General features: G+C 56.3%; 21 protein-coding genes and 2 pseudogenes. 15 read left to right on the top strand and 8 right to left on the bottom strand.

The window, feature by feature from the left end; translation table 11 throughout:
- Positions 1 to 125, top strand: a pseudogene (locus tag ACZYSM_RS26540) (IS630 family transposase); the annotation flags it as partial.
- 289 nt (positions 126 to 414) lie between these two features.
- On the opposite strand, the gene ACZYSM_RS26535 reads toward ACZYSM_RS26540, so the two are convergent.
- On the bottom strand, positions 415 to 1,137 hold the full coding sequence (locus ACZYSM_RS26535; RefSeq protein WP_489076213.1) for a GNAT family N-acetyltransferase: 723 nt from the start codon (positions 1,135 to 1,137) through the stop codon (positions 415 to 417).
- A 1,185-nt stretch (positions 1,138 to 2,322) separates the two neighbouring features.
- On the opposite strand from ACZYSM_RS26535, the gene ACZYSM_RS26530 reads away from it, so the two are divergent.
- Positions 2,323 to 2,979: a S1 family serine peptidase gene (locus tag ACZYSM_RS26530; RefSeq protein ID WP_489076211.1), complete on the top strand. Its 657-nt coding sequence runs from the start codon at positions 2,323 to 2,325 to the stop codon at positions 2,977 to 2,979.
- Positions 2,980 to 3,365: 386 nt separating this feature from the next.
- Positions 3,366 to 3,632 carry a hypothetical protein gene (locus tag ACZYSM_RS26525; RefSeq protein WP_489076209.1) on the top strand — a complete coding sequence of 89 codons (267 nt, stop codon included), beginning with the start codon at positions 3,366 to 3,368 and terminating at the stop codon, positions 3,630 to 3,632.
- 2 nt (positions 3,633 to 3,634) lie between these two features.
- On the opposite strand, the gene ampC is transcribed toward ACZYSM_RS26525, so the two are convergent.
- Positions 3,635 to 4,813, bottom strand: coding sequence for a class C beta-lactamase (gene ampC / locus ACZYSM_RS26520; RefSeq protein ID WP_489076207.1), 1,179 nt, complete (start codon positions 4,811 to 4,813; stop codon positions 3,635 to 3,637).
- Between the two features lie 252 nt (positions 4,814 to 5,065).
- Between ampC and pcsA the strand changes: the two genes are divergently transcribed.
- Entirely contained in the window at positions 5,066 to 5,785 is a 720-nt protein-coding gene (gene pcsA / locus ACZYSM_RS26515; RefSeq protein WP_489076217.1) for a phosphatidylcholine synthase, read from the top strand.
- 76 nt (positions 5,786 to 5,861) lie between these two features.
- On the opposite strand, the gene ACZYSM_RS26510 is transcribed toward pcsA, so the two are convergent.
- Positions 5,862 to 6,215, bottom strand: coding sequence for a DUF1428 domain-containing protein (locus ACZYSM_RS26510; RefSeq protein WP_489076206.1), 354 nt, complete (start codon positions 6,213 to 6,215; stop codon positions 5,862 to 5,864).
- Between the two features lie 314 nt (positions 6,216 to 6,529).
- Between ACZYSM_RS26510 and ACZYSM_RS26505 the strand changes: the two genes are divergently transcribed.
- The 3 genes from ACZYSM_RS26505 to ACZYSM_RS26495 all read left to right on the top strand — a co-directional run bounded on the left by ACZYSM_RS26505 (position 6,530) and on the right by ACZYSM_RS26495 (position 8,181).
- The gene (locus ACZYSM_RS26505; RefSeq protein ID WP_489076205.1) at positions 6,530 to 6,976 is read left to right on the top strand and encodes a cupin domain-containing protein; all 447 of its coding nucleotides are present in this window, start codon (positions 6,530 to 6,532) and stop codon (positions 6,974 to 6,976) included.
- A 341-nt stretch (positions 6,977 to 7,317) separates the two neighbouring features.
- Positions 7,318 to 7,692, top strand: a complete 375-nt coding sequence (locus ACZYSM_RS26500) for an arginase family protein (RefSeq protein WP_489076204.1) — start codon at positions 7,318 to 7,320, stop codon at positions 7,690 to 7,692.
- A gap of 36 nt (positions 7,693 to 7,728) precedes the next feature.
- Complete coding sequence (locus ACZYSM_RS26495; protein WP_489076202.1) at positions 7,729 to 8,181, top strand: hypothetical protein; 453 nt, start codon at positions 7,729 to 7,731, stop codon at positions 8,179 to 8,181.
- A 200-nt stretch (positions 8,182 to 8,381) separates the two neighbouring features.
- Here ACZYSM_RS26495 and ACZYSM_RS26490 read toward each other — a convergent pair whose 3' ends face one another.
- Positions 8,382 to 9,290, bottom strand: a complete 909-nt coding sequence (locus ACZYSM_RS26490; RefSeq protein ID WP_489076200.1) for a LysR substrate-binding domain-containing protein — start codon at positions 9,288 to 9,290, stop codon at positions 8,382 to 8,384.
- Positions 9,291 to 9,438: 148 nt separating this feature from the next.
- On the opposite strand from ACZYSM_RS26490, the gene ACZYSM_RS26485 reads away from it, so the two are divergent.
- Both ACZYSM_RS26485 and ACZYSM_RS26480 read left to right on the top strand, forming a co-directional pair.
- Positions 9,439 to 10,059, top strand: a complete 621-nt coding sequence (locus tag ACZYSM_RS26485) for an isochorismatase family protein (RefSeq protein WP_489076198.1) — start codon at positions 9,439 to 9,441, stop codon at positions 10,057 to 10,059.
- 794 nt (positions 10,060 to 10,853) lie between these two features.
- Positions 10,854 to 11,237 (top strand): hypothetical protein, encoded by a 384-nt coding sequence (locus ACZYSM_RS26480; RefSeq protein WP_489076196.1) that lies wholly within the window; start codon positions 10,854 to 10,856, stop codon positions 11,235 to 11,237.
- A gap of 247 nt (positions 11,238 to 11,484) precedes the next feature.
- On the opposite strand, the gene ACZYSM_RS26475 is transcribed toward ACZYSM_RS26480, so the two are convergent.
- The 4 genes from ACZYSM_RS26475 to ACZYSM_RS26460 form a co-directional block, all read right to left on the bottom strand.
- Positions 11,485 to 12,609, bottom strand: coding sequence for an agmatine deiminase family protein (locus tag ACZYSM_RS26475; RefSeq protein WP_489076194.1), 1,125 nt, complete (start codon positions 12,607 to 12,609; stop codon positions 11,485 to 11,487).
- 277 nt (positions 12,610 to 12,886) lie between these two features.
- Positions 12,887 to 13,990 carry an extracellular solute-binding protein gene (locus ACZYSM_RS26470; RefSeq protein WP_489076192.1) on the bottom strand — a complete coding sequence of 368 codons (1,104 nt, stop codon included), beginning with the start codon at positions 13,988 to 13,990 and terminating at the stop codon, positions 12,887 to 12,889.
- Position 13,991: 1 nt separating this feature from the next.
- A complete protein-coding gene (gene aguB / locus ACZYSM_RS26465) occupies positions 13,992 to 14,900 on the bottom strand; it encodes an N-carbamoylputrescine amidase (RefSeq protein WP_489076190.1) in 909 nt (302 codons plus the stop codon).
- Between the two features lie 4 nt (positions 14,901 to 14,904).
- On the bottom strand, positions 14,905 to 15,957 hold the full coding sequence (locus ACZYSM_RS26460) for an agmatine deiminase family protein (protein ID WP_489076188.1): 1,053 nt from the start codon (positions 15,955 to 15,957) through the stop codon (positions 14,905 to 14,907).
- Between the two features lie 134 nt (positions 15,958 to 16,091).
- On the opposite strand from ACZYSM_RS26460, the gene ACZYSM_RS26455 reads away from it, so the two are divergent.
- The 6 genes and pseudogenes from ACZYSM_RS26455 (at position 16,092) to ACZYSM_RS26430 (ending at position 21,817) form a co-directional block, all read left to right on the top strand.
- On the top strand, positions 16,092 to 16,964 hold the full coding sequence (locus tag ACZYSM_RS26455) for a LysR substrate-binding domain-containing protein (protein ID WP_489076186.1): 873 nt from the start codon (positions 16,092 to 16,094) through the stop codon (positions 16,962 to 16,964).
- Positions 16,965 to 17,160: 196 nt separating this feature from the next.
- A pseudogene (locus ACZYSM_RS26450) lies at positions 17,161 to 17,403 on the top strand (hypothetical protein); the annotation flags it as partial.
- 254 nt (positions 17,404 to 17,657) lie between these two features.
- Entirely contained in the window at positions 17,658 to 18,143 is a 486-nt protein-coding gene (locus ACZYSM_RS26445; RefSeq protein WP_489076184.1) for an adenosine-specific kinase, read from the top strand.
- Between the two features lie 231 nt (positions 18,144 to 18,374).
- The gene (locus ACZYSM_RS26440) at positions 18,375 to 19,085 is read left to right on the top strand and encodes a FadR/GntR family transcriptional regulator (RefSeq protein WP_489076182.1); all 711 of its coding nucleotides are present in this window, start codon (positions 18,375 to 18,377) and stop codon (positions 19,083 to 19,085) included.
- Positions 19,086 to 19,202: 117 nt separating this feature from the next.
- Complete coding sequence (gene lhgO, locus ACZYSM_RS26435; RefSeq protein WP_489076180.1) at positions 19,203 to 20,396, top strand: L-2-hydroxyglutarate oxidase; 1,194 nt, start codon at positions 19,203 to 19,205, stop codon at positions 20,394 to 20,396.
- A gap of 92 nt (positions 20,397 to 20,488) precedes the next feature.
- Positions 20,489 to 21,817 (top strand): MFS transporter, encoded by a 1,329-nt coding sequence (locus ACZYSM_RS26430; RefSeq protein ID WP_489076178.1) that lies wholly within the window; start codon positions 20,489 to 20,491, stop codon positions 21,815 to 21,817.
- The last annotated feature ends 147 nt before the right edge of the window (positions 21,818 to 21,964 follow it).

Here is a 21,964-nt window from a genome sequence, read left to right as displayed (position 1 = left end):
ATGCTCAGCCAAGCCTATACGTCTGGAATGCAAAAGGTGAAGACATCTTGCGCAAGATCCAGCGTGCGCGAGAGGCGATGGCATCACAGTCCAAAGAGAACGTTTTTTCTGAGACAGCACACTAGCGAAGCGATGAATAATATTTTCATTGTTTTTATCTTCCTTGATGGGATCAGCGTTGATTGGATGCGATTTGGTGCGCGGGAAAGATATCAGCCATCGTGGCGGCAAACACAGTCATTTCTGATGCCCATTAAATCAACTCGTTTTCTAGGCGCATCCCAGTGACCGCTGCTGGCCGATCTGTGCCGGTCGTGACGGGCAGATCCACCGGGTCGAAAGCGCCACTCAAGACGACTCGTATGCAGGAACGGAGTTGGCCGACTTCGAGCCTGGCAAGAGACTCAACGCCCTCTAGAGCAAGCGTGGCCCGTGCCCGGTGTTTTGCAATGCGACCTCTCCAAGACGGTCCAGCACAAAGGCCTTCGCGTGGCGTGTCATCTGGTCGAGATGCCGGTCGCGCTTCTTCTCGGCATCCACCATCGCTTTTTTTCCGTGTTGCTGGAGCAGATAAGTATGAATCTGCCGCACTTCCACAGAGCTATAGATCGGCGCTACGTCCAACACCGCCAACAGGCCGTCCGTACCGTGGTCACGGGTATTCATGACTACCTGAGGACCACGCGCACCCAAAACCTGAAACCCCATCGACTCGAAACACGGCACCTTACCAACGTTGCAGGCCAGCTCGGCATGAGGGTATCGACCGAGCATTTCCTGCAGCATCGCGCGCGCGACACCCCGACCTCGATGGCTTGCCCGCACAGCCATATAGGCCACTGCGCAGGCCTCGGGATCGTCCTTCACCGGCAGATACAGCAAGAAGCCGACGACCGTGGAAGGGGTCTCGGCATCCAACGCCACGATCAATTCAACTGGAATGCCTTTAGAACCGTCCATAGCGTCCAAGTAAAGATGAACCTCGAATCCGATACCGTATTGATACAGGTTGTAGAGAGGATTGCTCGGCGCGATGGCCACCATGCTGATATCAGTTAGGTAGTCGACGACCATCTGCAGGATCTGGCTTTTGATCGGCTCGGGGGGCGGGGTTTCAAACAGGGTGATAGTGAACATCGAACTTCTGACTCCGAGGGTTAAGGCTTGCCCGTGGCTTCAAGGACCAGCGCTGGGCGGAGTCATCATAACGCGTCTTTGCGCTAACAACGGACGGCGCGGCTTGCCCATCGCCCTCCCCCGGCTGCCAGGCCATCACCGCGGGCTACTCAGCCGGCTACAGCCTGGCCGTTGACCGACAAAACTCAGTCGCAGCGAACCCGGCAATTGGAAAGCGGCGAGTTGCACGGCTGATCTCGAAGGGGTTTGTTCATCTACAAGTACCACGCTGTGGGACGGATTTATCCGCGAAACCCGCGCGCGGTCTGTCTGAGACACCGCGGTGCCTTCTTCGTGGATAAATCCGCGCCTACAACCCTGTGTCAGACCAGTCGCTTCGTGTCCAAAGCAGACGCCCTGATAAAACACCTCTTTGTAGCAGCACGCTGTCGCAGGCTGCGTTCGCGTGCACCAACGTATCGTGGCAGGACGCCGCCTTCGGCAGCTACAGACTCAGTGTGGAATGTCTTTGGGCCGAACAGCGACCGTTCAACGGTCGCTGTAGCAGACTCTCAAACCTCCGTCTGCTCCGCCATTTCCAGGGCGTCGTCCACTTCAATACCAAGGTAACAAGCAGTGCTTTCAAGCTTGAGTTCCCGGCCTGTCTCTGCGTTGCAACTCCTTCTCGACATAAACCTCGGGCTTCTCGGCAGCCTTGGGGAATTTAGAACCTCCACCCTTGCTAAAACTTCCACAATAGTTACGGAGGACTTCCATAATAGTCATGGAGCACTTCCATAATAGTTAAAAAACACTCTCCATGATAGTTATTGGGCGCATCGCTTTTCAGTATTCCAACCCCAAACCCAGCAAAAGAAAAAATCCAGAATAATCAGGACTCTACATACACATATGACGGAGGCGATGTCCGCCCTTATTAATCAAGGAGCCCATAGAGACTCTTTTTATTTACTCGCAACTCCGCCATTTTTCAGGCGCCAAATATTGCACTCATTAGGATGGATCGAAAAGCGATTGGTCTTAGCACGATTAATTCATACGCTCTATTACAACCTCAGCCATAAATAACAAAGTATTCAACTAGACCAAACGGCGAGGAGAACTACACCCCGACAAAAGACTGACATCAAAAAATTGACAACAAAAAAAACAATCGTATTTTCCCTATTAAGTCGGTGATACATCATGATCAAGTTCATGGCCTACTTTGTAATAGGAGCAGTAATTGCAGGATGCAACGGCTTTGTAAAACCCGACTTGTCGGGGCCTGCTAACAATTCATACTTTTTAGTTTTCTCAGGCTTTCCATTGCCGTATCTATATATGGCCTCGGCCGTGCAATGGAACGAGGACTACGCCGTCACCACCCGCCACACCCCGTTCATCCCTAACGTGAAATACAGCTGCAGCACAGGCTGCGACCTCGTCTTCATCCAGCACAAGGCCAACGGCCGCTACCCGTCATGGCGCGCACCGCGTGCGGGCGAGGAAATAACTGCCGTGGGGGCGAGCCCGTACCTGACGACCGTCACCGGGAAAGGCAAGGTGTATCAAGCGCCTTTCATCAATACCGATGAAGGCAGCGGCGATCGCTATGCCATCGATGATGCCCCGACGATCAAGGGGATGTCGGGTGGGCCAGTCATCGCCAGTGACGGCTGTATTGTCGGCATCAATATGGGTTTTTACTCCACTACACTGCACGATTTGAGCTTTCACCCCGGCGTAAAGGGAGCTGAGAGGATCAGCATCTTTGTCCCTTACTCGATCATTCAGCGTGAGTGGGAGCTGTTGCAGGCAAAGCTTAACGATCCACGCGGCACGAAATATGCCGCGAAGTAGCGTTTAACTCTCACCCATTGGCCAGTTGCCCGCATAGTCTACTACTTCAACTCAAATGCTGGTTGTATGCACAGTGATCGGGCAAGGTAAATTGAACCCGTGTAAGCGACGAAATGCAGTGTTAGCTTGGGATTGTGTTCGGGCGGCAGAGCGCCGGAGGAGAGTGGCGGAGTTATGCAATCATCACAATCCCAGGTGCGTGATAACCGCGAAGAGTCGGTATGCTCAGGGGGCTTTATCAAGGGCTTGCGCGAGATATTTCATACAGGACCTTGTTGTTTTTATTGCCGAAGTTTTTGAATCTTGCCGCAATTCGGTCATTGCATCGGTGTGACCTAAATCCCCTCGCGCGTCCTGATGTAATGCTCCGTCATACCGATAGTGGTATGACCGAGCTGGTCGCGCGCCTCTCGAATGTTCCCGGCTTATTCTTCATTGTCCGTTGCAGCTTTTGCCCGCAGATCGCGTATCTGGACATCGGCTATGGGAATTTCAGCCGCCTCGCTGATGACGCTCATCCATGTGTATTCCCGGGGCCAGCCCTTCAGGCAGCACCTGCACCGTCGTGCAGGCTCTCCATCGAACGTTCAGATGAGCATCTTCAAGATCAGCTTGAAGGGCTCACAGCCTGGCCGAAAGCGGACCGTGGATGACCTCAGTTTTTTGCTCGCGAGCAGCAATCCAGCTTGCTCAGGATTTGATGCGCCAGGCGCACACGGGACTCGTTGGGATAATTCTTGTTGGCCAGTATCACAATGCCAAGCTTCTTCGCAGGAATGAAGGCCACGTATGCTCCAAAGCCGTTGGTAGAGCCGGTCTTGTTAATCCAGACTGCCTGTTGCGCAGGCAGCTGCGGGATCAGTTCAGTAGCAGGCTGACTCTCGTAGGCCATCTTGTCGGAGTTGCCCTCCAGCAGCGTATCCAGTTGCACCGGGTAGCTGTACTGCTCCCAGATCAGATCCTGGGTCATCGGCCCGACTTTGAAGTAACCGATATGGGTATCGGCGATCGCGCGCTTGAGCCTGGCATCTGTCTCGACGAGATTCAGGTTCGCCTCAACGAAGCGAATCAAGTCTGAGGCGCTGGTTTTAACCCCGTAGGCTTCGGCTGCAAGCACTCCAGGATTTAGCCTGACTGGAGCATCCTGTTTGTCATAGCCCTGTGCATAGAGCGACATCTTGCTCGACGGCACATTGATGTAGCTATTGCGCATGCCGAGTTTCGGGAAGAGCCGGGCCTCAATCGCCTCCTCAAAAGGAATGTTCAAGCTTTTGGCCGCTATCACACCAAGCAGCCCGATACTCGGGTTGGCGTAGGTCCTGTGAGTGCCGGGGGCGAATTGCGGTTGCCACGTACTGAAGTAGCCCATCAACTGTTCGTTGTTCTGGACATTGTCAGGAACCTGGAGGGGAAAGCCTCCCGCTGTATGGGTCCCCAGATTGATCAGCGTCACCTTGTCCAATTCGCTGCCCTTGAGTTGCGGCAGGTACTTACCGGGATTGTCGGTGAGTGAAAGCCGGCCGCTGGCCTGAGCGTAAGTGGCCAGTGTTGCCGTAAACGTCTTGCTGATCGACCCAATCTCGAACAACGTATCGCGGGTGACCTTTTGATCGGTTTGCCGGGAGGCCACGCCGTAGTTGTAGAACTGTTGTTTACCATTCGTGGTAACGGCGATAGCCAGCCCCGAAATATTGTGCTGTTGCATCACCGACTGGGCAGCGTCGTGTACGAGGCTGTCGATATCTGGCTCCGTACTCGCGGCTGCGAAGGTGCCGAAAAACGTCGTACAGGCAAGCAAGAGAAACGGTACGCAGATTGTTCCATTTGGGCGCATTGAAGTCGTCCGTCGAAGATAATTTATGGGGAGGCGGAAATTACCACGTAACGGCGCTTCTCCTGAGCGGATCCAGTTAAGGGATGTTTCGCTGGTCCGTGGCTATGCTGTTGTGGCTTGGTTGCCCCAAAAATGTCCTGCTGGTGAACCTTATCGTCGGATACCCGGTCGATAGTTGCAGCCTAGCCAGGCTTGCCGGTGACCCCGTCGATGGTGGTAACCGGTCTGCTTCATTTCCTGGAGAACGTCCCCGTGATATCGACTCTACGCATAGCCAGGCTTAAAGCATGGGGCGCCCATGGTTTTACCGCCACCGGCGTGGTCACTGCCTTTTTGGCGACCATCGCATTATTCGAGAATCAGCCAAAAGCCTGCCTGCTGTGGCTCGGCGTCGCTTTGATAGTGGATGGACTGGACGGGGCGCTGGCACGCAAGGTCAATGTCCAATCCGTATTGCCGGGTTTCGACGGGTCCGTCCTGGATCTTGTCATCGACTACCTGACGTATGTGTTTATCCCGGCCCTGTTCATTTATCGCTATGTCCCGCTGCCGGACTACACGCTACTGCTGAGCACATCGCTGATTCTGGTCTCGTCGCTCTTTTGCTTTTGCAACGTAAACATGAAGAGCAAGGACAACTATTTTCAGGGCTTTCCCGCAGCGTGGAACATCGTCGCCCTGTGCCTTTACATCATTGCCCCAACGCCCTGGCTAACGTTGATCACCATTATCGGGCTGGCACTGCTGACGATGACCCGGATGAAGTTTCTTCACCCCTTTCGCGTGCGTCGGTTCATGCCGATCAACATTGCTGTCACCTCCGTTTGGCTGCTGTGCAGCTCGTTATTGGTCGTCAACCATCCCGACATCGACCCTATGGTGATGGGGTTGTGGCTCGTGATGTCAGCTTATTTTCTGGGGATTTGCATCTGGCGCACGTCGGTGGAGTGGCTCGATAGGTCACGTGCATAAAGCTAAGGCGCCAGAGCCTGCACGCCTTAACTGAGCGCAGCCTTTACCTGGGCTGCAGACTCGAGAAGCGCGACGCTTACACGTTCACCATCATCTCGAAGCCGCCGAAGATCATCCGTTGACCATCGAAGGGCATCGGGTTGAGGTCGGGTTTCAGCCGGGGGTCGGCCATGCACTTCTGCATGCCTGCATCGCGCGTTTGACGGTTTGGCCAGATGATCCATGAAAAGACCACCGTCTCGCCTTCCTTGAGTTTCACTGCCATCGGGAAAGAGGTCAGCTTGCCTTCGGGCACATCGTCCCCCCAAGACTCAACAACACTCAATGCACCGTACTCTTTGAAAATTGCCGCAGTGGATTCGGCATGCTGCTTGAACTTTTCACGGTTGGCGGTTGGCACGGCGGCAATAAAGCCATCGACGTAGGACATGATTAATCTCCTGCCTGAATTACGTGAATAGGTGCAATCGACCTTGGGCGGATCGCGTCTTCGATTCCAGATCGATCTGCTTGTTAGTCGATCCGGTAGACGCCATATCGACATGCCTGTTCACGAAGACCCGATCAAGCCGACCGACGGCCATACGCGACAGATCGCAATGCGATGCAGCGCTGGTCTGCGTCCAGGCGGCGGTTGCGATGCGCTGGAGTCCGTGACGTCAGGTGGACCCAAGAGCCGGTTCCGGCAGGTGTTCTCTGAGTGAATATAATGGTGAGTGTAGATTCATCCATCGGAGAGAAATCATGCGAACGGTTCACATTATCGAAGCAGATAAAACACCCGAACCTGTCAATGTCGTCGGAGAGGCAATAACTATTCTCGCCGGCGGGGATATCACTAAACCCTTCGAAGTGCATATTCAGGAGGGTGTGAAAGGCGGCGGGCCACCGCCCCACTTTCACCCTTGGGACGAGGCGTTCTACGTAATGGATGGGCAGGTCGAGGTTACTGTGGAAGGCAAGTCCACCACAGTAGCAACCGGTGGTTACGTTCATATCCCGGGTGGGACCGTACATGCTTACAAGAACATAAGCGCAACCGCGAAAATTCTCGGTGTGGTCTCTGACCCCAGAGGCGGCAATTTTTTTGCGGCCATGGATCAACTCAAAGTGCCTGAAGATTTACCCCGAATAATGGAGATAGCCAAGGAGTTCGGCCTTACCTTCCCGGTGCCGGCGGCACCCGAGTAAGTTGCGCCGGTGACCCGCCCCGCTCCCTTGAACGCTGACTTGGGCTGCCTGGAAGGTGCAGGGCCAGACTTGGTGGAGCTATTGGTGGTGTTGGAGCCTGGTGTCGACTGACGGGAAACGGCCGATTCTGTTGGAAACAGTTCGAGCAGGCATTTCAACCTCGGATTGAGGCAAGAAAGCGCACAAGTGAATGCAAGTGACCGTTGTCCGTATGTGCCCGCGCGTTTTTGGGGACTCATCTGCACCAATGATGGCCTTATGCCTTATCATTGGCGCGCCTAGCGAAAACCGGCAGTGCGCAAGCTTGTTTTCTGGCCTTCAGCCAAGTCGATTGATGCCATGTGGCGCGAGCTGACCAGCGCTCTCGTCACATCTGCCCACTACAGGTTTTGCACCGGATAGGGGCCGAGGCAGTTTTCAAAGAGATCCGCGAAACCATTGGTGATACGCCGGTTTACATTACGTTCGATCTTGACTCACTTGACCCACTGCATGCACCCGGTGTCTCCAACACAGAGCCTGGCTATCCAGGTCTAAGCATGTGGGATGTCATGCAGGTTTTCCACGGAATGCGCGGAATGAATGTAATCGGTGGTGATGTGGTCTGCCCAGTGCCAACCAAGGACCACAATAATAAGATCACCTCCATCAACGCAGCAGCCTTTCGAGACCGGCAGCTGTCGGCTGGGAGGCGATTAATGAGCTATACCCGCTAATCTCCCTTTGCAGTTCTTCGACGCGGGAGGTTGGCAATGAAGCTCAGAAACTCACTTGCAGCGCTAATGGTCACCGCAAGCCTCTTCGGCTGCACCACTTCATCAGACCATGGAGTGACCGTTCCTTTGGTGGCCACCCACCAAAACCTCGGTCAGATCGGCAATGCAATTTTGACAAGCTGGGACAAACAAACCGGATTCAGCTTCTTCATCAGTGGTGTTCCAAGCGGAGCCTCGCTGCCGTTGCGCCTCTACACCTTCATCAATAAAGGCAGCTGCCAGCAACCCGGGCCAGTCGCCTACGCAATGAATGATCAGGTCAACACCGAACGCCAAGCTATACGCGGCTGGACTTTTTCAAGAGGCGCACCTGTCGCAATGCCAGTCCTGCTTTCCGGTGAGTACTCCATCGTTGTACGAACTGCACCAACAGATGGTGACGTAGATATTTTTTGCGGGGATATCAGGCAAAGAGGCTCGGTGAAATAGCCACAGCCATTTTGACCCGCCCCGCAGGTTTGTAGTGGGCAACGACTCAATGCAGATCAAACCGGACGCTGCGCAGGGCATCCGAACCGGCAGGTATCGGCCAGGAATGGACGTTCCGTGGGCCAACGGCGCCACTGACGCCGTTGGCTTCATCCCATTCCCTCTTCCTTCCAGCGTTCCTTTACTGTCGACTAGACAACTCATTGAACTGCCGTCGGCACGTGCTCCGCGAGAAACTCAACGAACGCGCCCACTGATGGAAGCAGACCGCGGCGAGACGGCATCAGCACGCTCATCGTCGCCAGGCCCGCAATCCACTGAGGCAGCACACGAACCAACTGGCCCTGCTCAATCTCGCTGGAGCCAACGTAACCCGGTAACGCAACGATCCCCAAACCTGCGCATGCGGCTGCTTTGAGCGTTGCCATGTCATCGCTCACCAAAGTTGGCATGAAAGGAACGACGACGGTCTGATCAGACTGGTGTGCATCGCGCAGGTGCCACGTGTAATTTTCCTGCCCACTGCCGAGCGCTATACCGTCATGCTCCAACAGTGCGTTGGGCGCGCTGGGCATGCCTTTACAAGCGACATAGCTTGGGCCCGCGAACAGGTACCAGGGGATCTGGGCGATGGAGCGCTGGACCAACGACGAATCGGGCAGCGGTGCGTCATGTGCCCGCAGACAGAGGTCAAAGCCCTCCTGCACGGGGTCTACGTAGCGATTGGTTGCGTGCTGCACGATGCGCACACGCGGGTAAGCCGCCATGAATCGGGGAATCAGTTCAGCCAGCGCCAACTGCGCAAACGCCACCGGACAGGTGAATCGGATGGTGCCGCTCGGTTCGGCGGTGCGACGCTGCACGACGCTTTGCGCCGCCTCGGCCTCGACCAGCATGGCCAGCGCGTGGCGATGGAACTCCGCGCCGATCTCCGTCACGACGAAACGCCGTGACGTGCGCTGAATCAGCCGTGCACCCAGCGACGCCTCCAGCGCGAGAATGCGCCGGCTGATGCTAGACTTTGGTACGTTGAGCGCCCGAGCCGCAGCCGTGATGCCTTGGTGTTCGACCACTTGGGCGTAGTAGTAGACGTCATTAAGATCGAGCATCGCCAGCCCTCGGTGCACAAGGCAGCCGACCTCTCGCGTCGACTTATCGTCCCATCGTGTAGACGATGGTTCTCATTTTGCCTAATTGTTCTTAGACAGTCCCAATTCTAATGTTAAGGAATCCCAACTCGCCCCGGAGAACCTTGCCATGAACTCGCCCCATCTCTACGAACGCCTGACCCGCGAAAATGCCATCCTGCTACTGGTCGACCATCAGGTCGGCCTTTACACCGGCGTGCGCGACATCGACACACTAGCCCTCAAGCACAACGTCGTCGGCCTGACCAAGGCAGCGTTGGCGCTGAAGTTGCCGATCATCGTCACCACGACAACCGAGGGAATGTGGGGGCCGCTGATCCCCGAACTCGCCGAAGCCCTGCCGGGCGTGAAGCGCATCGAGCGTACCACCGTCAATGCCTGGGACGAGCGTCGCGTCGTCGATGCGGTCAAAGCGACCGGCCGCAAGAACCTGATCGTGACGGGTATCTCGACCGACGTTTGCCTCGCCTTCCCGGCGATCTCGGCAATTGCCGACGGCTACAACAGCTATGCAGTGATCGATGCTTCCGGCGGCTTCACCCAGACGCAAGTCGCCATGGGCGTGGCACGCATGCAGCAGGCCGGCGTGATCCCCGTCGGTTACTCGAACGTCGCCGTTGAGATTCTGGCCGACAATGCTGCGCCCGAAGCAGAAGCCGTCTACGCTGCGCTCGGCATGCCCTTCGCCGGCCTCGTGTATGGCCTGAAGCAGTACTTTTCGCACAGCTGAGCGCCAACCAATTCACCGCCAACCCTCCCTCCACAAGGAGTAAAGAAATGAGCAAGAAGAGCTGTATGGAGACCAGGTTCTCCGCGACCTGGAAGTCGAAGTCGAGCGGGTATCTCGTCGCCACCAGGACCGTCTAATCCCGTCGCCCGTCCAGCAGATGATGGCCAAGCGCACGGGCGCAACGGTGGTCGCGGCGTCGGGCAGCCATGCCATTTATGTGTCCAAGCCTGAAGCGGTCGCCGAAATCATCAAACAGGCGGCCCGAGGCACGAAGTAACCCCGATCCCGGCCACTAAGCCTGCCAAGCGCCCCGAGCACACGGGGCGCTCTTCTATGCCCGTATATGGACTCCCCCTCATTGCAAGCCCCTTCGCTTTGGCGCCCGTGCCGACTGCACACGTATATTCGGCCTCTAAATACGTCTAGGGAGGCGCTGAACAAATACCCGATTCGCACTTCGTCGACGTTTTCTGCTTGATGTCTACAACCCAGTGGGCGTGCGCTGCTATTTCGGGCCGGTTTCAGCGCGGTTTCGCGGCTTGGCGGGCCAGCAGCCCGTGCTGCAGGCGTATTTATCCCCCAACTTGCTGCAAGTACCTCTTGGCCGCCATCAGATTGACTGCGCAGAGCGCCAAGCGTGAGGCCGTTAGCTATTTATGCGGCGGCTTCCTAGAACTTTTCCCTATTTATCGGTCTATGTGAATAAGCACATAAAGCTCGGTAAGCGCGACCCGAAGGTTTCCCGCAGCCAGATGGCCACACGTCCAATTGTCAATCAGAGGTTGTCTTCGCTCATGAAATTTCATGTCCCACGGATGGTGCTCCTCGGCCTGTTCGCGTTCGCGGCAGTGGGCTCGGCATCAGCAACACAGATGAAAACCTCAAACCCTGTTTTCGCAACTGAACTCGCAGCCGTTCAGGCTCCGGTCCAGGCTGCCGGCAACCCTTGGCCGACCTTGGCCAGTATGGCCGGCAAGCAGCCAGGGCCGTTGCTTGCCCATGACGACCGATACTGGCATGACGGCCGTTGGCACGATCGTAGAGACGATTGGCGCCGAGACAACTGGCGTAGAGAGCAAGACCGCCGGGAAGCCGAACGCCGTCGTGATTGGGAGCGCCATCATGATCGGGCCATGCAGCACCGCTACGAGGACGATCACCGCTACTATCGTCGCTAGTGCGCATCCGTGGGGTAAATCCGCCGACAGCACTGGCTGCTAACTCGCCAGAAAGGTTGAATCCACAGCCAAACGCCGACATTCGAGCGATACGGATATGCAGCACAGAAAACTGTCTTGCCTACCGCCCAACAATCTTGATTGGGGAAGTGCTGTCCGGATCTACTTTAAACAACGAATAAGGCGCCTTTGGCGCCTTATTCGTTTCAGGATCTAGCGTTTGTAGAGGGCAACGAGTTGATCCAGGCTAAGCCAAAGGTTGGTGACTGGTCACACAGTGGATGCCGCCACCAGCAGCGGAGATTGCGTCGATATTGAACTGCACCACCTCACGGTCTGGGTAGAGCTCAGACAACAGATCAAAGGCTTTCGTATCTGCCGCCTTGTCACCGAACTCGGGCGCAACGACCGCACCATTGATCACGAAGTAGTTGATATAGCCTGGCGCGAAGTCTGGATTGTTTTTGCTGAACATACTTTTTCGCGGATTGAGCGGAGGCGATACGGTGTGCACTTGCAGCTTGCGGCCATCGGCATCAGTGGCATTCTTGAGAATGTCCAAATGAGCAAGCGTCACTGCGTGGTCATAGGACTCAGGGTCGTTGTCGAGGTTGGCGATCACCACTCCCGGCTTGACGAAGCGGGCGTAGAAGTCGACATGGGCGTCGGTGATGTCCTTGCCTTTGATTCCCGGCAGCCAGATGATTTTGCGCAAGCCAAGCCTGTTCTTCAGCTCTTCCTCTACGTCTGCCTTGCTCCAGTCGGGATTGCGGTTGGTATTGATCCAGCTACTTTCGGTCATGATCCCCGTGCCATGGCCATCCACTTCGATACCGCCACCCTCGCCAACCAGCTGGCTGCGGATATAGCTGGCGTCAGCTTTCCGGGCGACCAACGAGGCCAGTTGTGCATCATCGGCATGCTGCTGCTTGTTGCCCCAGCCGTTGAAGTTGAAATCCACCGCGCCGAGCCCACCTTCTCCATCGATGACGAAGCTGGCCCCGATATCGCGCATCCAGATATCGTCCAGCTCCGTGACCACAAAGGTGATGTTGCCCGTACCGCATTTTTCTTCAGCCAGATCCCGCTCGCTCTCGCGACAGAACACGGTTACCGGCTCATATTTGGCGATGGTGCGGGCTATCCGGCCCAAGGCATCTTGCACATAAGGCGTGAAGTCCTCGTGGATGGCCTCCTGTGCACCAAAAGCGACGAAGGCCCGCTGGTGTTTGTCGCCCTCGTCCGGCATATGCCAGCTGCCCTTGATGGCTGCTTTCACCCGGGAAGCATTTAGGCCCAGCCCCATGGACGCGGCGACGCCCAGACTGGCAACGGCCGATACCTGCTTGATGAACTCACGACGTGTCGACATGCGTACCTCTCTGTTCTTGTCGTGCTTTGTCTTGGCGGACCGCACCTGCAGCCGCCAATTTTGCCAATCCAAGGCAAGACTTATTGCCGATAAGTTAAGCCGCTACACGATCCGTAGCAGCTGGCGAAGCCTGCGTTCGGCTGCGCAGCAGTCGTAAAATCAGACACCGCGTTTTTTCAGGTTAACCGTGGAGGCCGGATTTACGGCCGCTGCGCAGCCGAACGCAGGCTTCGCCAGCTGCTACGGAGAATGTGCCGAGCCTGAAACCCTTTTGACGTCATTTAACGGAAGCTGTCTTGAACTTGGTCCACGCCCGCATGCGCGCACGCATATCAGCTTGGGGAATGTCTTTGCCCGGGATCAGTCGTTGGAAAGTGGCGTCATCGAGGTAGATATCCGGGTTGTTACGCATCACTGCATCGACGCTCGGACGTGCCTTGGCATTGGAGGTGGGGTAACCGGTGAAGTTACTGATGGCTGCCATGTTCTCCGGACGCATGACGAAGTTGATGAACGCATAGGCGTATTCTGGATGCTTGGCGTCGACAGGGATCGCCATGGTGTCCATCCACACCGTGGTGCCTTCGCGCGGAACGTGATACTGAAACGTAGTTTTCTTGCCTGCGGCATCTGCAGCCCGTTGCGCCTGAGTCATATCCCCGCTGTAACCGAGCGATAGGCACAAGTTGCCGTTAACCAGATCGGTCACCGGTTGCGACTGGAACTTACGGATGTACGGCCGTAGTTTGAGCAATAGTTCACTGGCCGCGGCCAAGTCCTCTGGCTTGGCGCTGCGCGGCTCACGGCCGAGGTAGTTGAGCGCTACCGCCAGCACTTCGTCCGGCGAATCGATCAGGGAGATACCGCAGTCCGCAAATTTGGCGGCCAGTTCCGGTTTGAACAGCATATCCAAACTATTCACCGGCGCATCTTGCATGCGCTTGTTGATCTGCTCGGTGTTGTAGGTCAGGCCGATTGTGCCCCACGTGTAGGGTACGGTGGCCTTACTCGAGTAGAGATAATGCGTGCGTAGCTTCTGCAGACCTGGCTCGATGTCATCCAGGGCGGTGAGCTTTGACTTGTCCAGCGGCTGCAGGCTGCCGGCGCGCATCAGACGTTCGCCAACAGTGTCGCCCGGGAAGATCAGGTCATAACCACTGCCGCCGGCCATCATCTTGGCTTCCAACGTCTCACTGCCATCCATGACGTCGTAGATCACCTTGATCCCGGTTTCGGCGGTGAACCTGGAGAGAGTGTCCTCGGCGAAATAATCGGCCCAGTTGTACAACTTCAGGGTCTTTTCCTCCGCCTGCGCCGACGACAAGGCACCGCTTAGAGCCAATCCCAAGGAGCAGAGCAATAGTTTGTTGGTAACGTTCATGTCAAACCCCTTGAGTATTCCAGCGAGCATTTATGTGTCGACCATCCAGGCTTAACAGCGCCCCATACATTTCTGGACGGCGGTCGCGGTAGATACCCCAGGTCAGGCGTTCTTCGCGCATGGCGGACAAGTCCAGGCTGTGTACCAGCACGCCGGCGCTGTCGCGGTCAGCCTCGGCCAACAGCTTGCCCTTGTGATTGCAGATAAAGGACGAGCCGTAGAAGTTCATCTGCAGGGTCGGATCGGTGGTCGCCACTTCTCGGCCGATGCGGTTGGCTGCCACCACCGGCAGGATGTTTGCGGCGGCATGGCCGCGCATGGTCATCTGCCAATGGTCACGTGAATCCAGCGCCGCACAGCCAGGTTCTGAGCCGATGGCAGTGGGAAACAGCAAGACTTCGGCGCCCATCAACGCCAGACAACGGGCGGTCTCAGGGAACCACTGATCCCAGCAGATGCCCAACCCTATGCGCCCGAAGGCGGTGTCCCAGACACGAAAGCCGGTATCGCCAGGGCTGAAATATTCCTTCTCCTGATAACCGATGGCGTTGGGGATATGTGTCTTGCGATACACGCCCAGCAGGCGCCCATCAGCATCGGCCACACTCAGCGAGTTGAAGTAGGCATTGCCCGCCTTCTCGAACCAGCTCAGCGGCAGCACCACCCCCAACTCCTTGGCCAGCGCGGCAAAGCGCTTGAGTACGCTGCTGTCTTGATACTCCTCGGCCAGCACCAGGTGTTTGTGATTCTGCTCGATGCAGAAATATGGAGTGGCAAACAGCTCCTGCAGCAGAATGACCTGGGCGCCCTTGGCGGCCGCCTCACGCACCAACTGCTCAGCCTGATCGAGGTTGTGTTGTAAGTCCCAGGTGCAGGGCATCTGAGTTGTGGCAACAGTCAGAATGGTCATGGCATTAACCCTTCAGTGGCCAGGCTGGCTGTTGCTGGGTAATGCAATGCACACCGCCGCCGCCATGGGCCAGATGATTGATCCGCACCGGCACCACCTCCCGCCCGGGGAACGTTTGACCCAACACGTCGGCAGCCACCTTGTCGGCATCAATGCCATAGGCCGGCATGATGATGGCGCCGTTGGCGATGTAGAAGTTGGTGTAGGAGGCGCAGAAAACTTCGGCCTCGGTGTCCACGGCATCGGTGGCTTCATACAGTTCGATCAGCTCAAACGGTCGACCGTGGGCATCGGTTGCCAGCTCCAACGCGCGACGGTTCTCTCGTACAACCTCGGCATACACCGAGTTCCTGTCGTGAGTGGCGTCCACCAGCAGCACGCCAGGACGGGCGAAAGCGCACACGCCATCAACATGGCCGTCGGTCATGTCGCCGGTCACATAGTCTGGATCGCCCGGCAGCCAGACGGTCTTCTTCACGCCGAGCAGACGAGTAAAGATCTCCTCCATCTCAGCCTTGTTCATGCCTGGGTTACGATTGGGGTTGAGTAATACCGACTCAGTGGTGATCAGGGTGCCTTCGCCGTCCACATGAATGGCGCCGCCTTCGTTGCTCAGCGGGGTCCCAAAACACTCCACACCGAGGTGATTGAGTGCGCGGCGAGCCAGGCTTTCGTCTAGGTCATGGGCCGACTTACCGCCCCACGCGTTGAAGCGCCAGCTGACACCGGCCAGACCCTGTTGCGGGTGGCAGACAAAACTCGGGCCGGAGTCCCGGCACCAGCTGTCGTTCACTGCCAATTCGATCAGCTCAATGTTCGACCCGCACAATGCTTTTGCACTCGCTACAGCAGAAGGGTCAACGACCATTTTTACCGGTTCAAAACGGGCAATGGCGTTGGCCACGCGAGCGAAATCCTCTTGCACCAGAGGCAACGTCACGCCCCAACCAGACTCCCAGAGTGCCTTGTTGTGCGGCCAAACCATCCAGGTCGCTGTGTGTTTGACCCATTCCGCCGGCATCAACCAACCACTGTTTTGAATTTCACTCTGCTGCATGACAAGTACCTTTGAGTTAAGTCATTGTGTTCAATGAAAACTGCCTATGCGGTCTTGGCATGCATGCTACGTCTGCAAAAACAGGTAAACAAACGATGGATTTTGCAGAGAAATGATTAGAGAAACTTATCAATATGCTCAAGCACTGGCCGCCTCTCGGCACCCTTCGCGGCTTTGAAGCCGCCGCCCGGCTGGGCAGTTTCCACAAGGCAGCCGCAGAGTTGCACCTCACACAGTCGGCAATCAGTCAGCAGATTCGTAGCCTTGAGGCGTACCTTGAACAACCCTTGTTCTTTCGCAATGGACGCAGCGTCAGCCTGACCGATGCGGGTCACGACCTGCTCAGTACCACCCAGGCGCTGCTGCAGCAACTTGCCGTCGGAATTCGCCGCCTTGGGCAGTACCACAAACCCAACCAACTAGTGCTCAACACCACCCCAACGTTCGCCCGTCACTGGCTACTGCCACGCCTGGAAGATTTCCGCCGCCAGCATCCGGAAGTTGATCTCTGGATATTCAGTACCGATGAAGTCCCAGACATGACGAGCCAGACCATCGACCTCGCTGTGCGAGATGACATCAGCTCCCAGGCCGAATGCAGCTTCAAGGTGCTGCACGCTGACCGTCTGTACCCAGCTTGCCACCCCAGCCTGCTGGCAGTGCCCAACGAACAGCGCACAACCCTGCATGGTGAGCGGGAAATGGACTGGAGTCACTGGGCGGTGGAGGCTGGCATAGATGTAGGTCAGAAGGATCAGGGGCTGAACTTCTCCGACCCCGGCCTGCTGTTGGACGCCGCTTGTGCCGGGCTCGGTATCGCCTTGGTTAGCCAATTATTGAGTCGGCAAGCGCGCGCCAATGGGCTGTTACAACCCTTGGTCGAGGAAACCATTCGTGGCCCCAACTGGGCCTTGCTGACCCACCGTGATAGTGAGAACAACCCGCTGGCGCGGAGCTTCAGTGAGTGGTTATTTAGCAACCTGGTAGCAGAAAGCCAGGTAACGTAACAGTTCTGGATCAAGGCTTGAATGGTACCGCCCCCTTAGTTCATATAGTGCACGTTGATTTGCAGATGCATGAAAGGCTATTGGGTCGCTGAATGACCAATAGGGGGTGTGCGGCTCCTTTCGAATCGACAGGCACATGGTTGAGTTCCTTCACCGGGAGGTTCTCGTCATGAACATACCAAACGCCAGTCAAAGACGTGTACGGGACATTGCACATGGTGATCGAGTGTCGTCACGGGTAATCGTTATGCAGCAGAAAACTCAGCGACCCGTACAGTTCGAGATCACCGAGCAGACAAGAGACGCGGTCGAGAAGTGGATTCACCAAGCAGTGCTGCGCAATGAAAACTTTCTGTTTCGGAGCCGCCTACGCGACTCTCAACATCTGTCGACTCGGCAGTACGCTCGAATTGTCCACGCTTGGGTAGAATCAATCGGTGGGCGGAGCGAGAGCTAATGAGTAGCTATGCTTGGTCTGTTGCCGGAACTGATTGTGCAACCCGGGATGGCAGCCCATGCAGTGCTCCTCGACGAGTGTCGTGCTCGCAGTGGCGCCCCCTCCCCATTCCGCGCCACTGACTCGCCAGGGCCGAGTACCCAAGTATAAGGCATGCGATGGCCTGATTCGGGTTCCGTGATAGCACTTCATAATTTCCGCACTGTTAAACAACATCGCGAAAGGAGAAGTATGGGATGCAAATCATCACTGTGAAAATTGATAAGCCGGAAGCGACGAACTTCATTTTTGGTCAGACGCACTTCATCAAGTCCGTCGAGGACATCCACGAAGCATTGGTCGGCGCGGTGCCCGGTATCAAGTTTGGCGTGGCCTTTTGTGAAGCCTCTGGCAAATGCCTGGTGCGATGGTCTGGCACCGATGCCGCCATGATCGAACTTGCCCAGAAGAATGCGATAGCCATTGCCGCCGGCCATAGCTTCATCATTTTCCTGGGGGACGGTTTTTTCCCACTGAACGTGTTGAACACCATCAAAATGGTTCCAGAGGTGTGCCATATTTTTTGTGCAACTGCCAACCCGACTGAAGTGATTCTCGCTGAGACGGAACAGGGACGAGCTGTCCTGGGCGTGGTGGATGGCTTCTGCGCCAATGACATTGAAGGCGACGAAGACATCCTGTGGCGCAAGAATTTGTTGCGACAGATCGGCTACAAGCTATGAGTGCACCCCATTCAAGTTTCAATTCACGGGTGAGGCGAAATCGGTTCACTTGACAACAAACATCAAAAAATACTGTTTATTTTCAGTACCTTATATTAATTCCCTGCAACCTCTACGCGCTGCGTCCCCCGCGTGATCGGGTAGCACAGATGGCTCAGTGACCGCGCCCAATCTTGACAACTGAAAATCAGACAGTCTATTGTCTGACAACCTGACTACCAAGGTTGTCTTATGCTTGAGCTACAGCGTCCCGATTCTCTCGTCGTGCGTGTTGTCAGCGCTATTCGCGCGGAGATCGACTCCGGCCAGCTTGCTCCCGAGTCGCGCTTGCCGACCGAACAGCAGTTGGCGGAACAGCTGAACGTCAGCCGCTCAGTGGTTCGCGAGGCTATCGCTCAGCTGAAAGCCGATGGCGTATTGATCGCGCGGCGAGGCCTTGGCTCGTTTATCTCCCAGACACCCACCGGGACGGTTTTCCGCTTCCCGAAGAAAAATGGCCGCAGGCCAGAGCTCACGCAAATGTTCGAGATGCGTCTGTGGATCGAGACCCAGGCGGCCTCGATTGCCGCTCAGCGCCGAGACGACGCAGATCTGCAACGCATGAAGGACGCGCTGCAGGAAATGCATGACAAACGCACCGACTTCGAAGCTGCGGCCTTGGCGGATGTGGAGTTTCACCGGGCAATCGCCGAAGCCAGCAAGAATGACTATTTCGTGGCCTTTCATGACTTCCTGAGAAGCCAGTTGGCTGCGGCACGCCAAACGGCCTGGGAAAACTCGGCTTCGCGCTTTGTCGGCGGTTCGGCAGATGCTGCCCACGAACACCAGGCGTTATACCAGGCCATCGCCGATGGTGATCGGCATGCCGCTGCGGCCTGTGCCGACGCTCACTTGCGCGCATCGGCCAAGCGCCTGCAACTTGAGCTTCCCGCCACGGACTGAATCGATCCAACCCTGAAGCCTTGAAAGCGTGCTGCGGCCTGCATGCTTTTAACAAAACCATTAGTCTGACAACCTGATAACTAGACCAGCGCTAACTGATCTAAGGTAACTACAACAATGATTTATGACTTTTGCATCATCGGCGGCGGAATCGTTGGCCTTGCCACCGCGATGGAGTTACTCAAACGCCAGCCCACCGCATCGCTGGTGATTCTGGAAAAAGAAACCCTTTTGGCCAAGCACCAGACAGGCCATAACAGTGGCGTGATCCATGCCGGCATTTACTACGCTCCGGGCAGTCTCAAGGCTGATTTGTGCAAGCGTGGTGCCCAGGCAACCAAACAGTTCTGCACGGAACACGGGATTAAATTCGACGTCTGCGGCAAGTTGCTGGTGGCCTCGACGGCCCTCGAAGTCGAGCGGATGGAAGCCCTGTATGCGCGCTCGCAACTCAATGGAATGAAAGTCGAGCGTCTTGACGCGGATGAACTGCGGCGCCGCGAGCCGAATATCATCGGGCTAGGCGGGCTATTTCTCGATGCCACAGGCATCGTCGATTACCGAGAAATATGCGAAACCATGGCCCGCGTCATTAGCCGCAGTGGCGGTGAGATCTGCCTGGAAAAGACCGTTACCGCCATCGAGGAAAACGGCGACAACGTGACGGTCAGCACCCATGACGGTGTCTGGCGTGCGAAGAAGCTGGTGGTCTGCGCCGGCCTGCAATCCGACCGGCTGGCGACACTCGCAGGTATCAAGATCGATCACCAGATCATCCCGTTTCGCGGCGAATACTTTCGGCTGCCAGCAGCGAAAAACAACATCGTCAATCACTTGATCTACCCCATCCCCGATCCGGAGCTACCGTTTCTGGGGGTACACCTGACCCGCATGATTGATGGCAGTGTCACCGTTGGCCCAAATGCCGTACTGGGTCTGGGCCGTGAGAACTACAAGAAGTTTTCGATCAACTGGCGCGATGTGGCCCAGTACGCGAGCTTCCCCGGTTTCTGGAAAACCATCTGGCAAAACTTGGGCTCCGGTAGCGTTGAGATGAAGAACTCATTGTTCAAATCCGGCTACCTGGAGCAATGCCGAAAGTATTGCCCTTCACTGAACATTGACGATCTGCTGCCGTATGAGGCGGGTATTCGTGCCCAGGCCGTCATGCGCGACGGCACCTTGGTGCATGATTTTTTATTCGCTGAAACGCCACGCATGCTCCACGTGTGTAATGCGCCCTCTCCTGCCGCGACTTCGGCCATTCCCATAGGCTCGATGATTGCCGACCGAATTTTCAAACCCAGCTAATACCACCCAACCTCTATTGGCTCCTGAGCCCGAATAGAGCGCACTAAGCCACTACTTGAAAATAAATATAATGACTCACAAGGACATACAGAATGACGGCAATTAAAACGATCAGCCCTGTAGCGGAAACCCCGGAACAAACAAAAAAACGTCTGCGTAAAGTTGCCGCGGCCACCATTTTTGGCTCAATGCTGGAGTGGTACGACTTTTACTTGTACGCAACGATGGCGGCGATTGTCTTTTCGAAAATCTTCTTTGATAACAGCGATCCGAAAACGGCAACACTGATGGCCTTTTCCACGTTTGCCATCGGGTTTATTGCTCGCCCGTTTGGCGGGATTCTTTTCGGCTATCTGGGGGATAAGTTCGGCCGCAAGCAAGTGCTGGTGGTGACCTTCTGCATGATGGGCGTCTGCACAACACTGATCGGCCTGATCCCTAGCTACGCCTCGATCGGCATATGGGCACCTATCGTCCTGGTCGCGGTAAGGATCATCCAGGGTCTGGGGGCGGGAGCCGAGTTGTCCGGGGCGGCCGTCACCTCCTACGAGCATGCCGCTGAAGGAAAACGCGGAAGTCAGGGCGCCTGGCCGGCATTGGGTCTGAACCTGGGCCTGCTGCTTTCATCGCTGACTGTTTATCTGCTGACCATCAACGGCAATGAGTTCCTGCTGGAAGGCGGATGGCGCATCCCGTTCATTTGCAGCATTGCGTTGGTCGGCGTAGGTCTTTGGGTACGTAACAGCATTCCGGAAACGCCCGAGTTCAAGGAACTGAGCAAGGAAACGGCAAAAGCCAAGGCGTCGCCCTTGAAAGCATTGTTCAAGAACGACCTGAAAGGGTTGGCGGTCGTATTTTTCGTTGCCGTTGGCTACAACGCTCTGAGCTATATCTTCAAAACGTTCTCCCTGGCCTACCTGACCCAATTCAAGGGCGTTGATGTTCATGTCACGTCACTGTCGGTCACTATCGCCAGCTTGATCGCCATTGTTGCCGTGCCCTTCTTCGGCTGGCTGTGCGACAAGTGGAGCAGCAAGACGGTACTGATGCTCGGAGGCGTGTTCTCGCTGTTGTTTGCCTACCCGTTCCTGGCCCTGCTCAACACCGGTGAAAGCCTGATGATCTATGTGGCCATCGGCATTGGCACCGGCATCCTCGCACCCATGATGTTCGCTCCGCAGGGTTCTTTCCTGAGCCGCCAGTTCCCCACCCAGACCCGCTCCTCCGGCTTTGGCACCGGGCGCGAAATCGGTACCGCGATCGCGGGCGGTCTGGCGCCGCTGGGCGCGTTGTCGCTGGTGTCCGCGTCCGCGACGCACTCCACAGATGGAGTGGTCATCATCCTGGCGATCGCGTCGGTATTGGTGGTGGTTTTCGCCTTGTGTGACCAAGGACGCAAGCACTCGGCGTTCAAAAACTAACGGGAGAATGATCGTTTAATGGGGCGGGCAAGCGCTGCGCCCCATCAGACCTTCTTAATATGTGCGGAGGTTGATGTGCCCGCCACACAACGAGGCGTCGCCAACGTTGCATGCGTTCAAGCAAGGGCGGTTTACCTTGTAGAGGCT

This window comes from Pseudomonas sp. F220 (genome assembly GCF_057813935.1).
This window is presented reverse-complemented; position numbering and strand designations above follow the sequence as displayed.

What these genes read in the sequence shown, in the direction of transcription:
- ACZYSM_RS26460 (WP_489076188.1), bottom strand. Translation starts at nt 15,957, where the DNA reads ATGCAGCAGAGTGAAATTCAAAACAGTGGTTGGTTGATGCCGGCGGAA.
- ACZYSM_RS26480 (WP_489076196.1), top strand. Translation starts at nt 10,854, where the DNA reads ATGAAATTTCATGTCCCACGGATGGTGCTCCTCGGCCTGTTCGCGTTC.
- ACZYSM_RS26495 (WP_489076202.1), top strand. Translation starts at nt 7,729, where the DNA reads ATGAAGCTCAGAAACTCACTTGCAGCGCTAATGGTCACCGCAAGCCTC.
- lhgO (WP_489076180.1), top strand. Translation starts at nt 19,203, where the DNA reads ATGATTTATGACTTTTGCATCATCGGCGGCGGAATCGTTGGCCTTGCC.
- aguB (WP_489076190.1), bottom strand. Translation starts at nt 14,900, where the DNA reads ATGACCATTCTGACTGTTGCCACAACTCAGATGCCCTGCACCTGGGAC.
- ACZYSM_RS26475 (WP_489076194.1), bottom strand. Translation starts at nt 12,609, where the DNA reads ATGTCGACACGTCGTGAGTTCATCAAGCAGGTATCGGCCGTTGCCAGT.
- ACZYSM_RS26510 (WP_489076206.1), bottom strand. Translation starts at nt 6,215, where the DNA reads ATGTCCTACGTCGATGGCTTTATTGCCGCCGTGCCAACCGCCAACCGT.
- ACZYSM_RS26440 (WP_489076182.1), top strand. Translation starts at nt 18,375, where the DNA reads ATGCTTGAGCTACAGCGTCCCGATTCTCTCGTCGTGCGTGTTGTCAGC.
- ACZYSM_RS26445 (WP_489076184.1), top strand. Translation starts at nt 17,658, where the DNA reads ATGCAAATCATCACTGTGAAAATTGATAAGCCGGAAGCGACGAACTTC.
- ACZYSM_RS26505 (WP_489076205.1), top strand. Translation starts at nt 6,530, where the DNA reads ATGCGAACGGTTCACATTATCGAAGCAGATAAAACACCCGAACCTGTC.
- ACZYSM_RS26535 (WP_489076213.1), bottom strand. Translation starts at nt 1,137, where the DNA reads ATGTTCACTATCACCCTGTTTGAAACCCCGCCCCCCGAGCCGATCAAA.
- ACZYSM_RS26455 (WP_489076186.1), top strand. Translation starts at nt 16,092, where the DNA reads ATGCTCAAGCACTGGCCGCCTCTCGGCACCCTTCGCGGCTTTGAAGCC.
- ACZYSM_RS26485 (WP_489076198.1), top strand. Translation starts at nt 9,439, where the DNA reads ATGAACTCGCCCCATCTCTACGAACGCCTGACCCGCGAAAATGCCATC.
- ACZYSM_RS26430 (WP_489076178.1), top strand. Translation starts at nt 20,489, where the DNA reads ATGACGGCAATTAAAACGATCAGCCCTGTAGCGGAAACCCCGGAACAA.
- ampC (WP_489076207.1), bottom strand. Translation starts at nt 4,813, where the DNA reads ATGCGCCCAAATGGAACAATCTGCGTACCGTTTCTCTTGCTTGCCTGT.
- ACZYSM_RS26525 (WP_489076209.1), top strand. Translation starts at nt 3,366, where the DNA reads ATGACCGAGCTGGTCGCGCGCCTCTCGAATGTTCCCGGCTTATTCTTC.
- ACZYSM_RS26530 (WP_489076211.1), top strand. Translation starts at nt 2,323, where the DNA reads ATGATCAAGTTCATGGCCTACTTTGTAATAGGAGCAGTAATTGCAGGA.
- ACZYSM_RS26490 (WP_489076200.1), bottom strand. Translation starts at nt 9,290, where the DNA reads ATGCTCGATCTTAATGACGTCTACTACTACGCCCAAGTGGTCGAACAC.
- ACZYSM_RS26470 (WP_489076192.1), bottom strand. Translation starts at nt 13,990, where the DNA reads ATGAACGTTACCAACAAACTATTGCTCTGCTCCTTGGGATTGGCTCTA.